The organism is Butyricicoccus sp. AM05-1, from assembly GCF_003474415.1.
Taxonomy (GTDB): Bacteria; Bacillota; Clostridia; order Oscillospirales; family Butyricicoccaceae; genus Agathobaculum; species Agathobaculum butyriciproducens.
Map to the genome: position 1 here is coordinate 1 of NZ_QUDG01000017.1, position 17,954 is coordinate 17,954.

Here is a 17,954-nt window from a genome sequence, read left to right on the forward strand (position 1 = left end):
AATTTACAAGGTACAATCTGCTGTTTTTAAAGAGTTTTCACAACTTTCGTCGCTCTTAACTGCTCATCAACAGCTTATTTAGTATACCTCTCCCGATACGCTTTGTCAACACATTTTTTCATTTTTCCCAAATTTTTTTGCGTATAGCTTGCTCTCCCCTTGTCCATACTGAATCCCGAGGTGAATTTCCATGAAGTATTTCTGCAATCTTACAGCACTGTTGTCCATTGATCAAACGGCTTACAACTGTTTTTACGCACTTTCTCCGGAAATCCGACAGCGCATTCTTCCGCACAGCGCACAGCTGCACACGCGTGAGGAACTTCTGCTCTGCGCCTTCCGTCTGCTGCTGCCGCAGGTACAGCAATAGTAAAAATCCCGAAGCCTATCGCCTCGGGATTTCTTTTTATTTCGCCGCCAGCAAGCACGCATACCGCAGTTTAAGGCGCATTTTCCAGCTTTTCTTCAAATTTCTTCCCCAAAGCCGCTGCACAAACAGATCGAGCGCGCGCTCCTCGAACGGCTCAAGCGCGATGCCGCCGTATATGGTTTTCTCAAGCAGACCGTTCACACGCTCGTACTCTCCGGGCTTAACCGACGGCAGCGTGTCCGCAAGCGCCTTATCGGTCGCTGCGGTCTCCCAGCCGAGCGCCGCGTCAATTCCCCAGAGGGAAATCAGCTTGAACATCAGCTTCTGCGACTGCCGCACGCGCTCCTCGATCGACATTCTGCGCCGTTTACGTTCCGCATGCCACAGCAGAAACGCGCGCGTCAGCTCCATCGCGCACAGCAGCAGCGTGAACAGCACAATAACTATGCCGGCAATACCAAATCCAACCGCAGCCACGTTTTTCACCACAGTCAGCGGCTTGGACTGCTCGGAACCACCGGTGCCGAACGGCTCGACCACCTGAGCCGCACCTGACCGATCTTCGTCGATAGCCGCAGTTTTGCGCACCGTATCCGGCAGGCTGACCATCTGCTGCAGCGCAACCGCGTCAAAATAGTAACCCGGCGTCGCATCAACCGGCAGCCAGCCGATACCGTCAAAATAGACCTCAGCCCATGCATGTGCGTCCTGACCGGTCAACGCAGCTGTTCCGTCCGCGCTGCTCTGCGTTTTGGCAATCGGCAGATAGTAACCTTCCGCGTAACGTGCGGGAATGCCGTGTGCCCGCAGCGCCTGCACGGTCGCTGAGGCATAAAGCACTGCATTGCCCTTCCGCAAGTCTGTCAGAAAATATGCAATCGGGTCCGCATTATCCGGTGCGGCTCCGGCAGTCTCGCTGTAGCGCACCTGCGCTTTCAGCACCTCGCGGATGCGGCTGAGCGCACTGTAAACGCCGTCATTTTCATCATCATAATCCTGCCAGAACAGACGGTTCAGCACAGGCAGCAAATCCTCGTCCGCTGCGGTATATGCATCATACACAAAGCTGCGATAGACGGATTCCGCCTGCGCATAGGCTGTCTGCTCCTCAGTCTGCGGGTTGCTGACCCAGCTCTCCGCGACCATGAGCTCCGACGGCCGCGTACCCGAAACCTCGGTCACCGTATAATTGCGGATGCCGAACAGACCGCGTCCCTTGAGCAGCGCGTCCCTGCGTTCGTGCACGTCACCGTCCGTTACCTTTTCCATCGAAGCCGGTGCGTACACCGCGTCGCGCGAAGCGTTCTTCACCGACACCTCGACCGTGTTGGTCTCCGGTGCATCGCCGGTCAGCCGATAGTATGCCGCCGACTGTGTAAACGGGTCAAAGCCCTGTGTCTGCAGCCAGTCCAGCATGCCGATGTTTTCTCCGCCGTAGACGGCATCCGGCAGCGGTTTCCATGTGCCGTTTTCATATTTTCCGCCGATAAATCCGCGCAGATAGACCGACTTTTCCTGTTCCGTGTGTACATTCAGCATGGTTTCGCTGCTTCCGTGCAGCAGGTTCGCCTGAGAAAGCTCGCCCTGCGGCAGCGTATCCCTGCCGTAGCGCAGATCGTGCACTGTCTGCTTGATATTCTGCCGCAGACGATCGACCGACGGCATTTCCGTGCCGGACAGTCCCACCGCACAGGCACACAGCACCGCCGATATGCCAAGGCACCATACAACCGCTCTGCGGGTGATCGCGCGGCTGCCGCTCGTCATGTGCAGACCCAGCTGCCCCGCTGTCAGCAGCACAAGCGCCAACGGATAGAATCCCTCGCCGAACAGCGAAAGCAGCAGCCAGAATACGCTGATAAACGCCGCGAGCCGGCTGCTCTGCCGGCTGACCGCATACCATGACAGCAGCCCGATGAGCACCGCCGCCAACAGCGCAAACGCCCATACATCCCGCTCGGAGGCTGTACCGGAAAACAGCGCGAGACCGCCTTCATGCACCGTATTCCACCGGTCGAGCATGGTGTTGAGCCATGCACGGCCGCCTGCAATGTATCCGCGGAAACCGGTCACGATCAGCACGGCCGGAACGGGTGCGAGCATCAGCAGCTGCGCCGCCGGAATGCGTTTCGCCGCAAAATCCGCCGCAGCGCCGCACAGTGCGCTGAGCGCGGCAGCCGCAAACACGGCAGCAAGGGACGGTGCGCGACCGTTCCACAGCCGCTGCATGGTCAGCAGCGAACCACTCAACAGCAATGCCGCCAGCAGCGCCATCCATCCGGCGGCCAGATATGGATTTGTCCGTTCGCCGGGTCGATACCGCCGAATCTCAGCCTGCTTCATCGTTTACTCCTATGACTCAGCATACCACGCGGTACACTTCATTGATATCCTGTTCGGTCGGCAGCTCCATGATGCTGCACGAGCCGCTGCCCTCCACACGGGCGGTCTTGATGCCCGAAACCGCACTCAGCACCAGTACACCGACGCGGCTGTCCAGTCCGCTGAGATCCTGCTCATAGCGTCCTGCGGAAAAGATGAGCAGGCGCGTGAAATACCGGTCCAGATGCTCCATGACAAAGTACCGCAGGCCCGAACCGCCGGTCTCCTGCACCGGAAAGCTGAGCCAACGCGGCAGAAGCTCGTGAAAATCCCGCTCCGTGCATATCTCAAACCGCTCTATGCCTTGTTTCGTCGGTACGACGGTGCAGAACGGCACGCCGCGGCGAATCAGCCGCTCGGCAACGGACGATGCAATGGCGACAGCCGCATTCAGCTCCTGCTGTGCCTCCGGTCCGGCCAGATGGCTGCGGCCGAAATCCGGCAGCAGCGCGATATTGTAATGAGAAGGGGCGCTCGCCTGACGAACGATCAGCTCATCCGTCTTGCCGGACAGCTTCCAGTGGATGGTTCGTATATCATCACCCGGGACATAGTCGCGGATGTCGAACATTTCGCTTGCATCGCTGCCCTTACGGTTCTGCATAACGCCGTCATTGCGCGTTGCGCCGATCGTTGCACTCGACAGCTCGGTTAAAACGCGCACATGATGCGGGTAGACCACCGTGCAGATTTCAGGGAACGGCTTTGCCTTGCTGCTGAACAGCCCAAACATATCCCGCACCTGCACCGAAATGCAGCGGAACGTGACCTTGCCGCACCAGACGAGCGGCACACCGATGGTATACTCCTGCTGATCGTCCGCCAGGTCGAACACCAGATATTTATGCACGCTCACGCCGAACATATCGTTGCGGGATTCCACCTCGACCAGAATGCTCTGTGCCGCCAACAGCCGCCGTTTCGGCGCAAACGTGAACGTCATCGGTACGGTTTCGCCTTCCCGCCCGCCGGATTTAACGCGCACAGAGGTGCGCAGCAGCCGCGCATCCCTGCGGGTGAGCAGCGCCATCAGCGCCGCCAATACCACCAGAACGATGAGCGCCGCCAGCAGAAACGGCTTGCTGAACAGGATCAGCAGCACGAGCAGCGCCGCATACAGCAGCGCGAACGCCAGCCGGTTTTTCCACATAGCGCCTCACTCCTCTGTGTGCGCGGGCTTGATCTCCGCCATGATCTCCTCCAGCACCTGCTTTGCGGCAACGCCCTCCACGCGCGCCTGCGGGCGCAGCGCCAGACGGTGTGCACATACATCAACGAACACGTTCTGCACATCCTCGGGCACAACGTAGTTGCGCTCACGCAAAATCGCGCCTGCGCGCGCCATCCTGACCAGTGCGGACACGCCGCGCGGAGAGATGCCCAGCTCCACCAGCGGATGGCTGCGAGTCTGCTCACACAGACGGATGGCATACGCCAGCACGCCGTCGGTCATGCGTACCGAGGTCAGGTAGTTCTGCACCTCAAGCAGATTCTGCGCGTTAGTCACCGCGCGGATCTCCTCCAACGGATTGCTGTACCGCTGTGCGTTGATGATCTTCATCTGGTTTTCGAGGGTCGGATAGCCTATGGACAGACTGACCATGAAACGGTCGATCTGGCTCTGCGGCAGCGGCTGCGTACCGGCAGAACCCAGCGGGTTCTGGGTCGCAATGCAGATAAACGGCGCGGGCAGCGCGTGCGTTTCGCCGTCCACCGTGATGGTGTGCTCCTCCATGACCTCAAGCAGCGCGGACTGCGTTTTCGGTGAGGTACGGTTGATCTCGTCGGCCAGCAGCAGCTGACAGCTCGCCGCGCCCTCGCGGTACTCGAACCTGCCGGTCTCGCGGCTGTACATCGTAAAGCCGGTGATGTCGGACGGCAGCGTATCCGGCGTAAACTGAACGCGCTTGTTGCTCAGTCCCAGCGCGCGGGAAAACGCCACAGCGAGCGTGGTCTTGCCCACACCGGGACAGTCCTCCAGCAGCACATGGCCTCCGGCATAAATGGTCATCAGGATCTTCTCGACAATATCTTTTCTGCCGATGAACGCCTTATTGACCTCGGCAATGATCTGCTTGGATTGTTCAACAATCATTCTGTTTCTCCTTCATCTTCTGCGGAAGTGCTGTTATCTTCTGTGGAAGTGCTGTCCGACGGTTCGGACGGAATGACGATCTCGTGCTTGCCGTCCGGCATCGGCAGAACCGTCGCATCATCCGCCGAGGTGTCGGCAGAGCCGGTGTCCTTGCCGGTGCTGTCACCGGCCGGCTCGTTTGCCGCATCACCGTCGATGGTCGGCGGTTCGCTGGTATTGCCGTTTGAGGTGTCAGTGTCCGTGCCGGGATTCGGCTCCGGAACCGGCGTCAGGTCATCCTTCTCCTCCGGATTCCTGTTCTGATCATCCGGCTCAACCATTTCCGGCTCCTGCTTTTTCGGTGCAAGCTCAAAGCTGAGCTTGTCCACTTCCGGATAGTGAGTATCTACAGTGGTGCCCTCTTCAAATTCCGATGCGCCCGGAATCCACTCACGATGCCACAGCATTCTGCGGATACGATTCTCGACCGGCAGCAGGATTTCCTCCATTTTGGCATAGATTTCCTCCTCGGCTGCATCCGGCATGCCTGCAGCGACAGCTGCATACATTTCCGCATAGTTTTGATATCCCGCCATCGGATAGATCCATTTTTCAATGAAACGGAGATAAGCCTCCTCATCTCCCCAGGCAAGAATGTAGATTTTTATCCTGCTTTCATCAATACCGAAGGAATATCCCTCACCCGGTGTAAAATTCAGCAGCTCCGGCGGATTGCCATCCATGAAGGTCATGGTCAGCGTATCGCTCTCCACCCCTCGGAACGCATCCTGCTCAATGCCGGCCAGACCGCTTTCCAGGACGAGATATTCCAGGTTTTTGGTATTGGAGAAGGCTCCCTCACCGATATAATCCAGGCACCAGCCATCCAGCAGTTCCAGTGTTTCATTATTCAGATCAATCGTGGTCTTGTCGGACGGCGCACCGATCAGCGTAATATAATCTCCCCGTACACGATACGGATAGAACTCCGAGGGTTCCTCTACCTTCGTTTCTGCGCCAAGCATGGTGCGGATATCGTTCTCCACATCCACGAGTTTCTGTTTAACTGCCGCATCGGTTTCTGCATACAGATCCTCCCATGTTCCATTGAACATCAGGTCCATCATGGTGTTGTCCCACAGATTCATGTAGCCGGTCGCATTCGGTGTGTCCATGCTGCCGAGCAGCGAATAGCGCCATTTCTTTACATAAGACGGTGCAATATCGTCTCCGGTCTCCCAGGCGGATCTGATGTGAACCCGCTGCAGCGTATCCTGCCACGTCCATTCATAGTTAAAGGTAAACGCGGAGGATGCACTGAATGTCAAAAGCTGCGGCACATTGCCGAAATCGGCAATCGTGATATCCTCCAGCGCACTGCATGCACTGAACAGACCGGTGTATATGCTGCTGTTATTTTCAAAGCCCCGTGTAATGGAAACACCGGTCAGGCTCTTGCAATCCACGAACGAGTTCATATCCAGGCGCTGTATATAGCCGTTCAACTCCAGCTTCGTGATATTTGTGCTCTGGAATGCCGCCTCACCGACCTCGCTGACGGCTGTAACGACCTCACCCTCCAGACCGGAATCGGCAAACACATAAGCATCAATATACTGCAGGTCCGGCAGTTTATCCCAGTTGATGGTAAACGAGCCCTCGGCGCCGTAAAACGCCTTATCGAACAGCTCTACCGTCCCCTCCGGCAAGGCAAGCTCCCCTTCGGTGTGCCTGCCGGCACGCAGACCGAGCCAGTCCTTGCCATCGCTCGCGCCGTACAGCATTTTCGTGCTGCCGATATCTACAACATCGTAGCGCTGCACACCGGATTCCTCAATGAAATACGTCCAGTCCTCACCGTAGCCGATTCCCCCGGTCGGGGAATACATCACCGTTGCCTGTGCTCCCGTGCTGACCGAATACTCGCCCATATTGATGGACCGCGCGTTGGACGCGATAAAGTTCAGCGAGGTACAGTTATCAAACGCCGCATTGCCGACAGACACCTCTCCGTTCGCATCAATCATGATGCCCTCCAGATTGGAGCAGCCGTAAAACGCCTGTGCACCGATATTTGTCAGCGTTCCCGGCAGAAGCGCCCACTGCAGATTCTGACTGCCTGCAAACGCACCGTCTGCCAGTGTGGTCACCGACAGCGTATTGCCGTCCGCATCCTGAATCGTGCCGTCAAACTCGGTCTTAGCCGGGTCACCGGCCATCAGCACAACCTCCGCGCTGCGCTCGTCTGTGTAGTAGGTCTCGCCCCGGCTGTTGGTCTGCAGGACGATTGCGCGGACATCCGTAATGCCTGCCGCGTCAAGCTGCGCCTGCACGTTCTCTGCCTGCGCCTTCCCGCCGCACAGGATGGTATCCACATTGCTGCTTCGGAAACTGTTCGGGTCGATTGCAATCCCGTCTTCGCCCTCGGGCAGAATGATAGTTTCAACCTTTTCCGCGTCCGCAAACGCGTTCGGACCGATGGTGCCGACGCCGCCCGGCAGCGTATAATATCTGGTCTGTGCCCGCACATGGGTGAGCGTTTTGTTCCCCTCGGCGTCCTTCTCCAGATAAGCACCATCGTGTGATTCCCAACTGCCGTCCGAGGATGCAACGTTCACACGCATGCCCTCCAGCGCAGTTTCGTTACTGCGCACGAAAGCATGAAATACGTCCGGCTCCACAATAATAACGCCGCTGTCCATACCGCCAAAGTCGATTTTCGGCAGGTCGCAGGCAGCTTTCGCCTGCAGGACCAGTCTGGTCACCTGTGTTGCGTTCGGCAGCGTCACCTTCTCTACATTTTTCGGAACGGTCAGCTCGGTCATGTCATACGGAATGCCAAGGTATGCACTGCCGTCCGCATTGGTAAGAATTCCGTCCGCGGTTGCGGCATACGCTGTGCTGCCCGCATCCACAATATAGCCCTTCCTGACCTTGATGCCCTTTACGGCTGTCTGTGTGCCTTCCGTCTGTTCGCTGTAGTTTTTCGTGTTGACATACCGCACCGTATCCGGGATTTTGATGTAATCAACCTCATGCAGGGTGTTTTCCGTGCCCATATCCACCGCCTGCACATACTTCGGTACCTCGAGCACACTGCCGGGATCGCCCTCATAGCTGGTAAGTGTCTGCATGTAGATGAATTTCTGGGTGATTGAGAACTTCGGTGCGCTGACCGGCAGATCCGGTTCGGTCTCGTCCCAAGAATCCGCTGCAGGACCGTCTGCGGCATCGCCCAGCGAACGGGTTACCGCGCCGGTATCCATGTCATACCAACGGATTTTGACCTGCACTATATAGTTATCCTCCAACGGGACCATATCCGCAGGCTCGATAACACGACGGCCCGCCGCCGGATGATACATCCACGGAATCAGCTTGCCGTCCTCCAGCCAGCCGGGGAACAACGCAGACAGACGTTCCTCGCCCAGCAGATCTCTCTGATAGCTGTACAGGTCGATTACCTTGCTCTCATCATCCGGATCAAAGCTGGTATCCTTATATGGATTGAGCAGGATATCACTGCTGAACTGACCGTTTTTATCGCTTTCCGTCAGCCTGCGGTTGAGGATGAAGATACGGTTTCGCTCCAGCGTGTAGGTAACATCCGAGTAGTCCTTCCACGCACTTTCTGCACTGAAGCGGTAAGACGCACTGATTTTGATCTCGGTCACATCGCTCGGAATCTCATCCAGAGTCTTATCATATTCTCCGGTTGCCTCATTAAAGAAGCTGAAGAAGGTATCGCCGATCCAGATACCGTTGATACGGACGAACACGCCGAAATGCAAATCGCTGTTATCTGCACCCTTCAGGTTGCTCCAGTAGTAAATGTTGCCGTTGTGGTCATTTACATAGGTTTCCAATGCATTGTAGATCTTGCGGGCAGTGATGTTTTTCTGACCGGCGTACAGCGCAGACGGGTCTGCCTCTCCCGAACTATTCTGCGGCTGCCGAATAACAACCTCCTTTACTGTGTTGTCATTCACATTCCCTTCATAATACGGCTTACTGATCGGATCGTGCTCACCGAAGATGCCTACGCTGGTCTTTCCGGAATCCGGCTCCCGCATGGTATCCGCAATGGAGCCGCCCTGGCCTGATGGCGGGGCAGCCGTGCCGCCGCCATTCGTATTGTCTGAACTGCCGCCGCCCGGCTTACTCGGCTTATTATTGCCCGGCGCGGACGGCTCTCCCGGGGTATTCGGCGTATCAGGCTTTGCCGGATTTGCCGCGCCGCTATTGCCGCCCGGATTTTCTCCTGTGCCGGCGCCGCCGTTTCCGGGCACAACAGCAGTCGTGCCGCCCGGTCTGCCGCCGATGATGACATCCGCGCTGCCGCGGTCATTCGTCACGTTATATACGATATCGCCGGAGCTGCTCGCCGCCACGCTCGTGTCTGCCGTACCGCCGGCAACCGAGAGCGGGTCGGAGAAATTCTCCTGCATGCGCTCGCGCTGGAACATGAAATCCGCACTGCTGTCGTTCTGCGGGCCGCTGGTATCGTCCGCGCCGCTGTCCTGCTCCCAAAGCTCGCTGTCGTCCTTTTCTGCCGTGCTGTCGCTGCCCTTCACGTCCTGATCGTCATCAAAATGCACCTGATTGGCATTGAAGCCGCGCTCCGTGTCCGAGGGGTGAAAATGATTGCCCGAGCGGTACGACAAAACGCCCAGAACCGTGCCCGTTGTCAGCGCTGCGGCGGCTGCCGCACCGAGTACGGTTTTGGTCAGTATTGCCCGCGACAGCAGAATCTTATCCAGCTTTCCCATCAGCTCCTCCTTTCTCTTCTCTGCAGAAATTTGCCGATATTACGCTGCAGTGCCTGAAAATCGACCGGTTTTGCGTAATGACCGTTCATGCCGCTCTCGATGGACAAGCGCTCGTCCTCGACAAACGCATCTGCCGACAGCGCAAAAATCAGGATGCTCTTCGCATCCGGACGCTCCATCGCACGAATGGTGCGGGCCGCCGTGCGGCCGTCCATCACCGGCATCTGCACGTCCATCAGAATAAAATCGTAGTAGTTTTCCGGATGATCTGCGAACATATCCACCGCGATCTGTCCGTTTTCGGCCTTCTCGATCTCGGCGCCCATCTCCTGCAGCACCTCGACCATGATCATCGCGTTGATCTCGTTGTCCTCGACAAGCAGGATGCGTCTGCCGCGGAACGCATCCGCGTTCTCCTCCGCAGATGCGCGAGACGGCTCTGCCGCCGGTTCCGCAGGCTTTTCAGCAACCGGCAGATGCAGATACACCGAGAAATCCGAGCCTCTGCCCGGCTGGCTCTCCACCACGATCTCGCCGCCCATCAGCTTGACAAGCTGGTCGGTGATGGCCATGCCGAGACCGGTGCCGCCGTATTTCCGAGAGGTCCCCACGGTCTCCTGCTCAAACGGACGGAAAATACGGCTGATAAACGCCGGCTGCATACCGATGCCGGTATCGTGTACGCGGATCATCATATCCGCCACGCCGTTCCGCAGCATCATCTGCCGGAAGGTGACAATAATTTCACCCTCGCTCGTAAATTTGACCGCATTGGACAGAAAATTGATGATAATCTGGCTGATGCGCAGCTCATCGCCAAGGACGTAATCCACGGCCACACCGTCAAAGCTGACCTCGTAGCGGATGCCGCGGCTGTCAAGGTTTTTCGCAAACATATCGTACAGGCGGTCACCCAGCTCCCGCAGGCTGAACACCTTGTTTTCCAGTTCGACCTTGCCCGCTTCGATACGCGACATATCCAGAATGTCGTTGATGAGCGCGAGCATGTGATCGGACAGCTCATCCGCCTTGGTCAGATACTGCATCGCCGGTGCATTCGCCTCGAGGTGGTTCTCCGCGAGCGTCAGCATACCGATTATGCCGTTCATTGGGGTACGGATCTCGTGTGACATGCGCGACAGGAAGGTCGTCTTGGACCGGCTCTCCTCCTCGATCTTGGCAAGGCGCTCCTCGTACTGTTCCATCCGCCCGCACAGCCCGGTCGTGCGGCTGAAGCAGAACAGATCATATCCATCGTCCTCACTGCGTGTCACATTCAGCTGCACCCATTCGCCGTTCTTTGTCCGAAGGACGGTCTCGAACGGCTGCGCTCCGTCCCACGCACGGTATTTCTTCCAGACAGAAACGCCGTTCTGCCCGTCCTCCAGCGCGTCCGCAAGCAGCATAACATCCTGCCGGAGCTGCTCGAACGTCACACCGAGCAGGCTCTGCATATCGCCTGCCGCACAGAGCGGCAGCAGGTCGCGCCGACGCATGACAAGGCATACGTCATTGCTCTGTCGATCCATGTTGTACAGCAGAATCTCATCTGCCCGCCGAAGTGCGCTCCTTTTTTTATCCGCACACTGCCCGCGGTTCCGCAGCGCCGCACACAGCAGCGCAACTGCCAGCAGTGCCTCAACGCAGCCGATCACCACCAACGGAAAGTGCTCACCCAATATTTCCAGCCAATCCGTTATATGCATTCCTTCACCTGCCGAATTCCAGTTTTACTCTTTTCTGTATTTATCATCCAGTCGATACCTACATATCCATTTACACATAATAGCATTATACTCCTATATCTGTCGATTGACAACATTTTTCCCCAATACAACCGCTCTCTCCGACAAATTTCTCCCCTAAAAGCACAAAAAAGGATACAGAACAGTACTGTTCTGTATCCTCTTGTATCAATTTGGTTTTAAGCTGAATTACAGCTTTGCCAGCTCGGAGGCAATCAGCTTGTTGATGATCTGCGGGTTGCCCTGACCCTTGGAAGCCTTCATGCACTGGCCTACGAGGAAGCCGGTAACATTCTTGCCTGCCTTGAAGTCGGCAACAGCCTTTTCGTTCTTGGCAATAACGTCCTGTACGATGGCCAGAATTGCGCCCTCGTCGGATACCTGCTTGAGGCCCATGCGGTCAACGATAGCCTCAACGGTCTCGTCGGTCTCGAACATGCTCGGCAGAACCTTCTTGCCTGCGTTGCCGGAGATGGTGCCGGCCTCGATCAGCTTAACCAGAGCAACCAGCTTGTCCGCGGTCATCTTGGTCTCGCGGAGGCTTACGCCCTTGTCGTTCAGGTACTTGGAGATATCGGACAGAATCCAGTTTGCGGCAGCCTTGGGCTTAACCTGCTTTGCAGCAGCGTCGAGCAGCTCGGCCTTCTCAAAGCTGTCGGACAGCAGACGCGCCTCCATGGCGGTCATGCCGTACTCGTTGAGGTAACGCTCGTAACGGGTGATCGGCAGCTCCGGAACCTCGCTCTCGATCCGGTGCAGCCACTCGTCGGAAATCTCGACGGCGATCAGGTCCGGATCCGGGAAGTAACGGTAATCCTGTGCGTCTTCCTTGGTACGCATTACCGTGTTCTTCAGCTTAACGTCGTCCCAGCGGCGGGTCTCCTGCTGGATTTCGCCGCCGTTCTCTACAACCTCGATCTGGCGTGCAATCTCGTAGTCGATCGCGCGAACCGCACCGGAGAAGGTGTTGATGTTCTTCATCTCGACACGGGTGCCCAGCTCGGTGGAGCCCTCCGGACGGATGGAAACGTTAACGTCACAGCGGATGGAGCCTTCCTCCATCTTGCAGTCGCAGATATCGAGGTAGGACAGCGTAGTCTTGATCATTTCAAGAAATTCCTTTGCCTCGGCAGAGGAATGCAGGTCGGGACGGGTTACCATCTCGATCAGCGGTACGCCGCAGCGGTTGAAGTCAACGATGGTGCCGTCGATCTCGTCATGCAGCAGCTTGCCCGCATCCTCCTCGAAGTGGATGCGCTCGAGACGGCAGGAGTGCTTCACGCCGTCCACATAGAAGAATACCTCGCCGTTCTCGCAGATCGGCACATCAAACTGAGAGATCTGATATGCCTTCGGCAGATCGGGGTAAAAATAGTTCTTACGGTCAGCCTTGCACAGCTGATTGATGGTGCAGCCGGTAGCCTTACCCATCTTTGCGGCGTAGTGTACAACCTGCTTGTTGAGTACCGGCAGTGCGCCCGGCATACCGGTGCAGACCGGGCAGGTGTGGGTGTTGATCGGTGCGCCGAAGCCAGTGGAGCACGAGCAGTAAATCTTGCTCTTGGTGGACAGCTCCGCATGCACTTCCAGACCGATGACAGCTTCGTATTTCATGTTTGTCTTCCTCCCTTACAGTGCAGCGATGATGTTCTTGAGACCGGATGCCTGCTCAAAAGCCAGACCGGCGTTCAGCAGCGTCTGCTCGCCGAAGCGCGGACCGATGAGCTGCATGCCGACCGGCATGTGGTTCTCATCAAAACCGCACGGCTGAACCAGACCCGGCAGACCGGCGATATTGACAGAAACCGTGCAGATATCGCCTGCGTACATCTCGAGCGGATTGGTGGTCTTGGAGCCGATCTCGTAAGCGGTGGTCGGCGCAACCGGCGTCAGGATGACGTCGCACTTCTCGAATGCGTTTGCAAACTCCTCGCGGATCTTGCGCTGTGCGGCACGAGCCTTCTTGTAGTACGCATCGTAGTAGCCGGAGGACAGAACGTAGGTGCCCAGCATGATGCGGCGCTGAACCTCGGCGCCGAAGCCCTCGGAACGGCTCTTGGTGTACAGCTCGATGATGTCATCGCCTGCATTCGGGGTACGGTAGCCGTACTTTACGCCATCGAAACGGGCAAGGTTAGAGGAAGCCTCTGCAGAAGAGAGGATGTAGTAGATCGGCAGTGCATACTCAACGAGCGGCAGAGAGATCTCGAATACCTCTGCGCCGAGTGCCTTGTACGCCTCTGCAGCCGCCATAACGTTCTTGCGAACAGCATCCGAGATGCCCTCGCCGAAATACTCCTTCGGCAGACCGATCTTGAGACCCTTGACGTCAGCGTTCAGGTTGGCGCGCAGCGAACCCTCAAACGGGGTCTTGACAGAGGTGGAATCGTGCAGCGGATCGTGACCGGTAACCGCATCGAGCAGCATGGCTGCGTCCTCGATAGAGCGGCCGAACGGGCCGATCTGGTCGAGAGAAGATGCGAATGCAATCAGACCGTAACGGGAAACCGCACCGTAGGTCGGCTTCATGCCGACAACGCCGCAGAAGGACGCCGGCTGACGGATAGAGCCGCCGGTATCCGAGCCGAGCGCCAGCGGAGCCTCGCCTGCTGCAACAACAGCAGCGGAGCCGCCGGAGGAACCGCCCGGTACACGGTCGAGACCATGCGGGTTGTGGGTCGGGTGCATAGCCGAATTCTCGCAGGAGGAGCCCATTGCGAACTCGTCCATGTTGGCCTTGCCGGTGATGACCGCATCGGAAGCAATCAGCTTCTCCATAACGGTTGCGTTATACGGCGGCTTGAAATTGCCCAGCATCTTGGACGCGCAGGTGGTCAGCGTGCCCTTGGTGCAGATGTTGTCCTTAATTGCGATCGGAATACCGGCCAGCGCGGACAGCGTATCGCCGCTCGCGCGCTTCTTGTCAACCGCTTCTGCCTGTGCCAGCGCGGACTCCTCGGCTACGGTAACGTAGCCCTGAACCTTATCCTCTACCGCCTTGGTGCGGGCAAAAACGTCCTTTGCCAGCTCTACTGCGGAGATTTCCTTTTTGCCGAGCAGCTCGGACAGCTCGGACGCAGTTTTTTCGTAAAGTGCCATGATTCTGTCCCCTCCTTACTCGACAACACGCGGAACTGCTACGCCGCCGCACTGGAAGTCCGGTGCATTCGGCTCGATCAGCTCATCCGGCGTGAATTCCTGAATCACTTCGTCCTCGTGGAACGCATTCTTGCGCTCGGTGTTGATAACATCGGTGATGTCGCCCAGGTCAAGCTCAGCCAGCTTGTCCACCATTGCGACGATACCCTGCATGTCATCGGCCAGACGGTCGAAAATGCCGCCGGTCGAATCCAGACGTGCCAGGGACGCGATGTGCTCAATTTCTTTTCTGGAAATTGCCATGTCGTTTCTCCTCCAATTTTTAATCTATCTAAAATAGGTATTTAACGCTGTAAATGGTTTGGTGCGGCGGGGTGAGGGCAGAAGGTGAATTGCGGCAAAGCCGCAAGAGAAGCCACCCTGGGGTGCCCCGCCCGACGGTGTATTTCATTCGATATTGCCGCTCTCGATCATTGTCCGGAATTCTTCTTCCGTCAAGACCGGGATTCCCAGCTCTGCTGCCTTCTGCAGCTTGCTGCCGGCGTTTTCGCCTGCGACAACGTAGCTGGTCTTTTTCGAGACCGAACCGGCCGCTTTGCCGCCGAGAGACTCGATCAGATCGTTGATCTCCTTGCGGGTATAGAGCGTCAGGCTGCCGGTCGCCACAATGGTCTTTCCGGCGAGCAGGTCGCTCTTTGCAGTCTTTTCACCGATAAAGTTGACGCCGTGTGCGCGCAGCTTTTCGATGAGTGTATGTGACTGCGGCAGCTCCCGCCAGGCGGCGATGCTCTCCGCCGTGGTCTGTCCGATGTCACGGATCTCGGTCATCTCCTCGACCGGCGCAGTCAGCAGCGCATCAAGCGAGCCGAAGTGGTCGCTCAGGATGCAGCCCGCCTTCTGGCCGACATGCCGGATGCCGAACGCGAACAGCAGCCGCGACAGGTCGCGGGTCTTGCTGGCCTCGATGGAGCGGACAAGATTGTTCGCCCAGACATCCACCTTTTTGCCGAGCGGCAGCAGCTGCTCGACCGTCAGGTCGTACAGGTCAGCCGCCGACTTGACCAGTCCGGCGTCGATCAGCTTCTGCAGGTTGCCCTCGCCGCAGCCGTCGATGTCCATCGCGTCACGCGACGCAAAGTGCATCAGGTTTCGCAAAAGCTGCGCCGGACACGAGGCACTCGTGCAGCGGATAGCCGCCTCGTCCTCATCGTCGTACACCGGCGCGCCGCACACCGGACAGAACTTCGGGAACTCGTACGGAACCGAATCCAGCGGGCGCCGGTCCTTTTCCACGCCGATGATCTCCGGAATGATTTCTCCGGCTTTTCGGACGGAAACAATGTCGCCCACGCGGGCATCGAGCTGACGGATAAAATCGCGGTTGTGCAGCGTTGCGCGGGACACCGAGGTGCCCGCAAGCCGTACCGGCTCGAGCACGGCATTCGGTGTCAGCACGCCGGTGCGTCCCACCGTGATGACGATATCCTTGAGCAGGGTCTGCTTGACCTCGGGCGGGTACTTGTACGCCGCCGCCCACCGAGGAAATTTCGCGGTCGAACCGAGCGTTTCGCGCTGCGCGAAGGAATTGACCTTGACAACAGCACCGTCAATGTCGAAATCCAGTTCACCGCGGGTCTCGCCCATATTCTCGATTTCGCGCTGCACGTCCCGCGGGTCGGTGTAGACCGGATAGCGCGGGCTTGTCGGAAAACCAAGGCTCTTGAGGTAATCAAGCGCCTGCACATGGCTTTCCATCGGCAGCTCATCGCTGTTCTGGATGTTGAAGCAGAAGATGGACAGCTTTCTTTCCCGCGTAATTTTGCTGTCCTTCTGCCGCAGAGAACCCGCCGCCGCGTTGCGCGGATTGGCAAGGAGCGGCTTGTCGTGCAGCTCCAGTTCGGCGTTGAGGGCATCGAACACGGACTTTTTCATGTAGACCTCACCACGCACGATCAAATGCGGCGGCGCGTTCTCCAGCTTTTTCGGGATGTCCTTGATGGTTTTGAGGTTCTTGGTTACGTCCTCGCCCACCTGACCGTCACCGCGTGTCGCACCGCGGACGAACACGCCGTCCACATATTCGAGCGCGACCGAAAGGCCGTCGATCTTGTACTCGACAACGTACTCCGCCTGTCCGACGGCATTCTCCACACGGGAATAGAACTCGCCCAGCTCGTCAAACGAGAAAACATCCTGCAGGCTTTCGAGCGGGTAGGCGTGCGTCACCTTGGCAAACCGGCTGCTCGCCGTACCGCCGACCCGCTGGGTCGGAGAGTTCGCGTCTGCCATCTCCGGATGCTCGGCCTCGAGCGTGCGAAGCTGACGCTGCAGCATGTCGTACTCATAGTCGGTGATCTCGGGCGCGTCCTCGTTATAGTATTTTTCGTTGTGATACCGCAGCTGCTCCCGCAGAGCGGTAATCTGCTCACGCACGTCCATAATAAAACTCCTTTGGTGTGAGCAAATACTCACACAGATTAAGTATACCAAATGACGAGCAGTTTTTGAAGTATTATTTTCCGATTTCGTGAGAAATATCCGAATTTTCCTCGTAATCGCGGATTTCGCCGAGCAGATCAGAGCCGGAGCCGCCGATATAGGTGTACCGTTCGGGCACCGTGCCGACGATAACCGTGTCCGTGACCGGGTATGTCGAGACGATTTCCCGGTCTTCCCCGCCAAACGGCGTGAGAATGCGGAAGCCGGCGTGCACCTCGATGAGAATCTGGTGGCGCGTCTGGTTGATGCCCGCCGCGGTAAACGCGCTGACGAACTGCGCCTCCATCTGAGCAAGCCCCGCAAGACCGACCTTCACCCTCGGGCCCATTCCGGTAAACAAATTGGGCGCGAATACCGTGCCGAGAGGCACCTCAGTCTCCGTTTCCTCCAGATAATCCAGCCGGTCAAACAGACCGTTGACGATACGCGCCTTTACCTTTCCGACTGCGATAATATCCGTACGCAAGGCCGTGATGCGGTTATCGCTGTCGCGCTCAAGCACCACAAGGTCGGCAAATTCGTCCGGATGGGAGAAAACCTCGTCCTCCATCAAGGTGTTGATCTCCTTGATGGCGCTGTCCTCGCAGACGTTGACGGCGTACTCCATGAAAATGCGCTGAAAGCGTATGGTCAGCAAGCCAAGACCAACCGCTACTATCAGTATCAGTATGACAAGTGCCAGTCTCCTGCCGTTTTTCCGTCTGCGCCGCATAATACCACCCCATTCAGCGTATGCGGCATACGTTTGCATAATCACCTTGTCGCACCCTGCGGTAAAGCGTTACAATATATTTCTCTATTAAAAAACTGTCCTAAACCGTCCTAAACTGTTTTACTGTTATTATCTGCCAATATATATTCCCTTTTTAACAGATTAGGACACATTAGGACGGTTATTTTACATAACCGCTTAACCGTCACGTTAATTACTGACTACTAATTACCAATTCGCAATCACCAATTAACAAAAAAGAAGCACCCGATAAATCAGGTGCTTCTTTGCGCTTAACAGCTAA

Annotated in this window: 11 protein-coding genes; 1 reads left to right on the plus strand and 10 read right to left on the minus strand. The window is 57.2% G+C overall.

Annotated elements, in window-relative coordinates; translation table 11 throughout:
• Positions 1-190: 190 nt before the first annotated feature.
• Entirely contained in the window at positions 191-370 is a 180-nt protein-coding gene (locus DW088_RS14740; RefSeq protein WP_118361724.1) for a hypothetical protein, read from the plus strand.
• Between the two features lie 36 nt (positions 371-406).
• Here the strand turns inward: DW088_RS14740 and DW088_RS14745 are convergent, their stop codons facing one another.
• The 10 genes from DW088_RS14745 to yunB all read right to left on the minus strand — a co-directional run bounded on the left by DW088_RS14745 (position 407) and on the right by yunB (position 17,650).
• Positions 407-2,713: a transglutaminase-like domain-containing protein gene (locus DW088_RS14745; protein ID WP_118361726.1), complete on the minus strand. Its 2,307-nt coding sequence runs from the start codon at positions 2,711-2,713 to the stop codon at positions 407-409.
• Between the two features lie 16 nt (positions 2,714-2,729).
• Positions 2,730-3,902: a DUF58 domain-containing protein gene (locus DW088_RS14750; protein ID WP_118361728.1), complete on the minus strand. Its 1,173-nt coding sequence runs from the start codon at positions 3,900-3,902 to the stop codon at positions 2,730-2,732.
• Positions 3,903-3,908: 6 nt separating this feature from the next.
• On the minus strand, positions 3,909-4,847 hold the full coding sequence (locus DW088_RS14755) for an AAA family ATPase (protein WP_118361730.1): 939 nt from the start codon (positions 4,845-4,847) through the stop codon (positions 3,909-3,911).
• A complete protein-coding gene (locus tag DW088_RS14760; protein WP_118361732.1) occupies positions 4,844-9,595 on the minus strand; it encodes a leucine-rich repeat domain-containing protein in 4,752 nt (1,583 codons plus the stop codon). Before DW088_RS14760 ends, DW088_RS14755 begins: the two co-directional genes overlap by 4 nt.
• Positions 9,595-11,301: an ATP-binding protein gene (locus tag DW088_RS14765; protein WP_118361734.1), complete on the minus strand. Its 1,707-nt coding sequence runs from the start codon at positions 11,299-11,301 to the stop codon at positions 9,595-9,597. The genes DW088_RS14760 and DW088_RS14765 overlap by 1 nt, the downstream gene beginning before the upstream one ends.
• 228 nt (positions 11,302-11,529) lie before the next feature.
• The gene (gatB, locus tag DW088_RS14770) at positions 11,530-12,954 is read right to left on the minus strand and encodes an Asp-tRNA(Asn)/Glu-tRNA(Gln) amidotransferase subunit GatB (RefSeq protein WP_118361736.1); all 1,425 of its coding nucleotides are present in this window, start codon (positions 12,952-12,954) and stop codon (positions 11,530-11,532) included.
• 15 nt (positions 12,955-12,969) lie between these two features.
• Positions 12,970-14,439 carry an Asp-tRNA(Asn)/Glu-tRNA(Gln) amidotransferase subunit GatA gene (gene gatA / locus DW088_RS14775; protein WP_118286271.1) on the minus strand — a complete coding sequence of 490 codons (1,470 nt, stop codon included), beginning with the start codon at positions 14,437-14,439 and terminating at the stop codon, positions 12,970-12,972.
• Between the two features lie 15 nt (positions 14,440-14,454).
• Complete coding sequence (gatC, locus tag DW088_RS14780; RefSeq protein WP_110436649.1) at positions 14,455-14,742, minus strand: Asp-tRNA(Asn)/Glu-tRNA(Gln) amidotransferase subunit GatC; 288 nt, start codon at positions 14,740-14,742, stop codon at positions 14,455-14,457.
• Positions 14,743-14,886: 144 nt separating this feature from the next.
• Positions 14,887-16,878 (minus strand): NAD-dependent DNA ligase LigA, encoded by a 1,992-nt coding sequence (gene ligA / locus DW088_RS14785; RefSeq protein WP_118361738.1) that lies wholly within the window; start codon positions 16,876-16,878, stop codon positions 14,887-14,889.
• Between the two features lie 73 nt (positions 16,879-16,951).
• The gene (gene yunB, locus DW088_RS14790) at positions 16,952-17,650 is read right to left on the minus strand and encodes a sporulation protein YunB (RefSeq protein WP_158574718.1); all 699 of its coding nucleotides are present in this window, start codon (positions 17,648-17,650) and stop codon (positions 16,952-16,954) included.
• Positions 17,651-17,954: the final 304 nt, after the last annotated feature.

What these genes read in the sequence shown, in the direction of transcription:
- DW088_RS14755 (WP_118361730.1), bottom strand. Translation starts at nt 4,847, where the DNA reads ATGATTGTTGAACAATCCAAGCAGATCATTGCCGAGGTCAATAAGGCG.
- yunB (WP_158574718.1), bottom strand. Translation starts at nt 17,650, where the DNA reads ATGCGGCGCAGACGGAAAAACGGCAGGAGACTGGCACTTGTCATACTG.
- DW088_RS14765 (WP_118361734.1), bottom strand. Translation starts at nt 11,301, where the DNA reads ATGCATATAACGGATTGGCTGGAAATATTGGGTGAGCACTTTCCGTTG.
- DW088_RS14760 (WP_118361732.1), bottom strand. Translation starts at nt 9,595, where the DNA reads ATGGGAAAGCTGGATAAGATTCTGCTGTCGCGGGCAATACTGACCAAA.
- DW088_RS14745 (WP_118361726.1), bottom strand. Translation starts at nt 2,713, where the DNA reads ATGAAGCAGGCTGAGATTCGGCGGTATCGACCCGGCGAACGGACAAAT.
- DW088_RS14740 (WP_118361724.1), top strand. Translation starts at nt 191, where the DNA reads ATGAAGTATTTCTGCAATCTTACAGCACTGTTGTCCATTGATCAAACG.
- gatB (WP_118361736.1), bottom strand. Translation starts at nt 12,954, where the DNA reads ATGAAATACGAAGCTGTCATCGGTCTGGAAGTGCATGCGGAGCTGTCC.
- DW088_RS14750 (WP_118361728.1), bottom strand. Translation starts at nt 3,902, where the DNA reads ATGTGGAAAAACCGGCTGGCGTTCGCGCTGCTGTATGCGGCGCTGCTC.
- gatA (WP_118286271.1), bottom strand. Translation starts at nt 14,439, where the DNA reads ATGGCACTTTACGAAAAAACTGCGTCCGAGCTGTCCGAGCTGCTCGGC.
- gatC (WP_110436649.1), bottom strand. Translation starts at nt 14,742, where the DNA reads ATGGCAATTTCCAGAAAAGAAATTGAGCACATCGCGTCCCTGGCACGT.
- ligA (WP_118361738.1), bottom strand. Translation starts at nt 16,878, where the DNA reads ATGGACGTGCGTGAGCAGATTACCGCTCTGCGGGAGCAGCTGCGGTAT.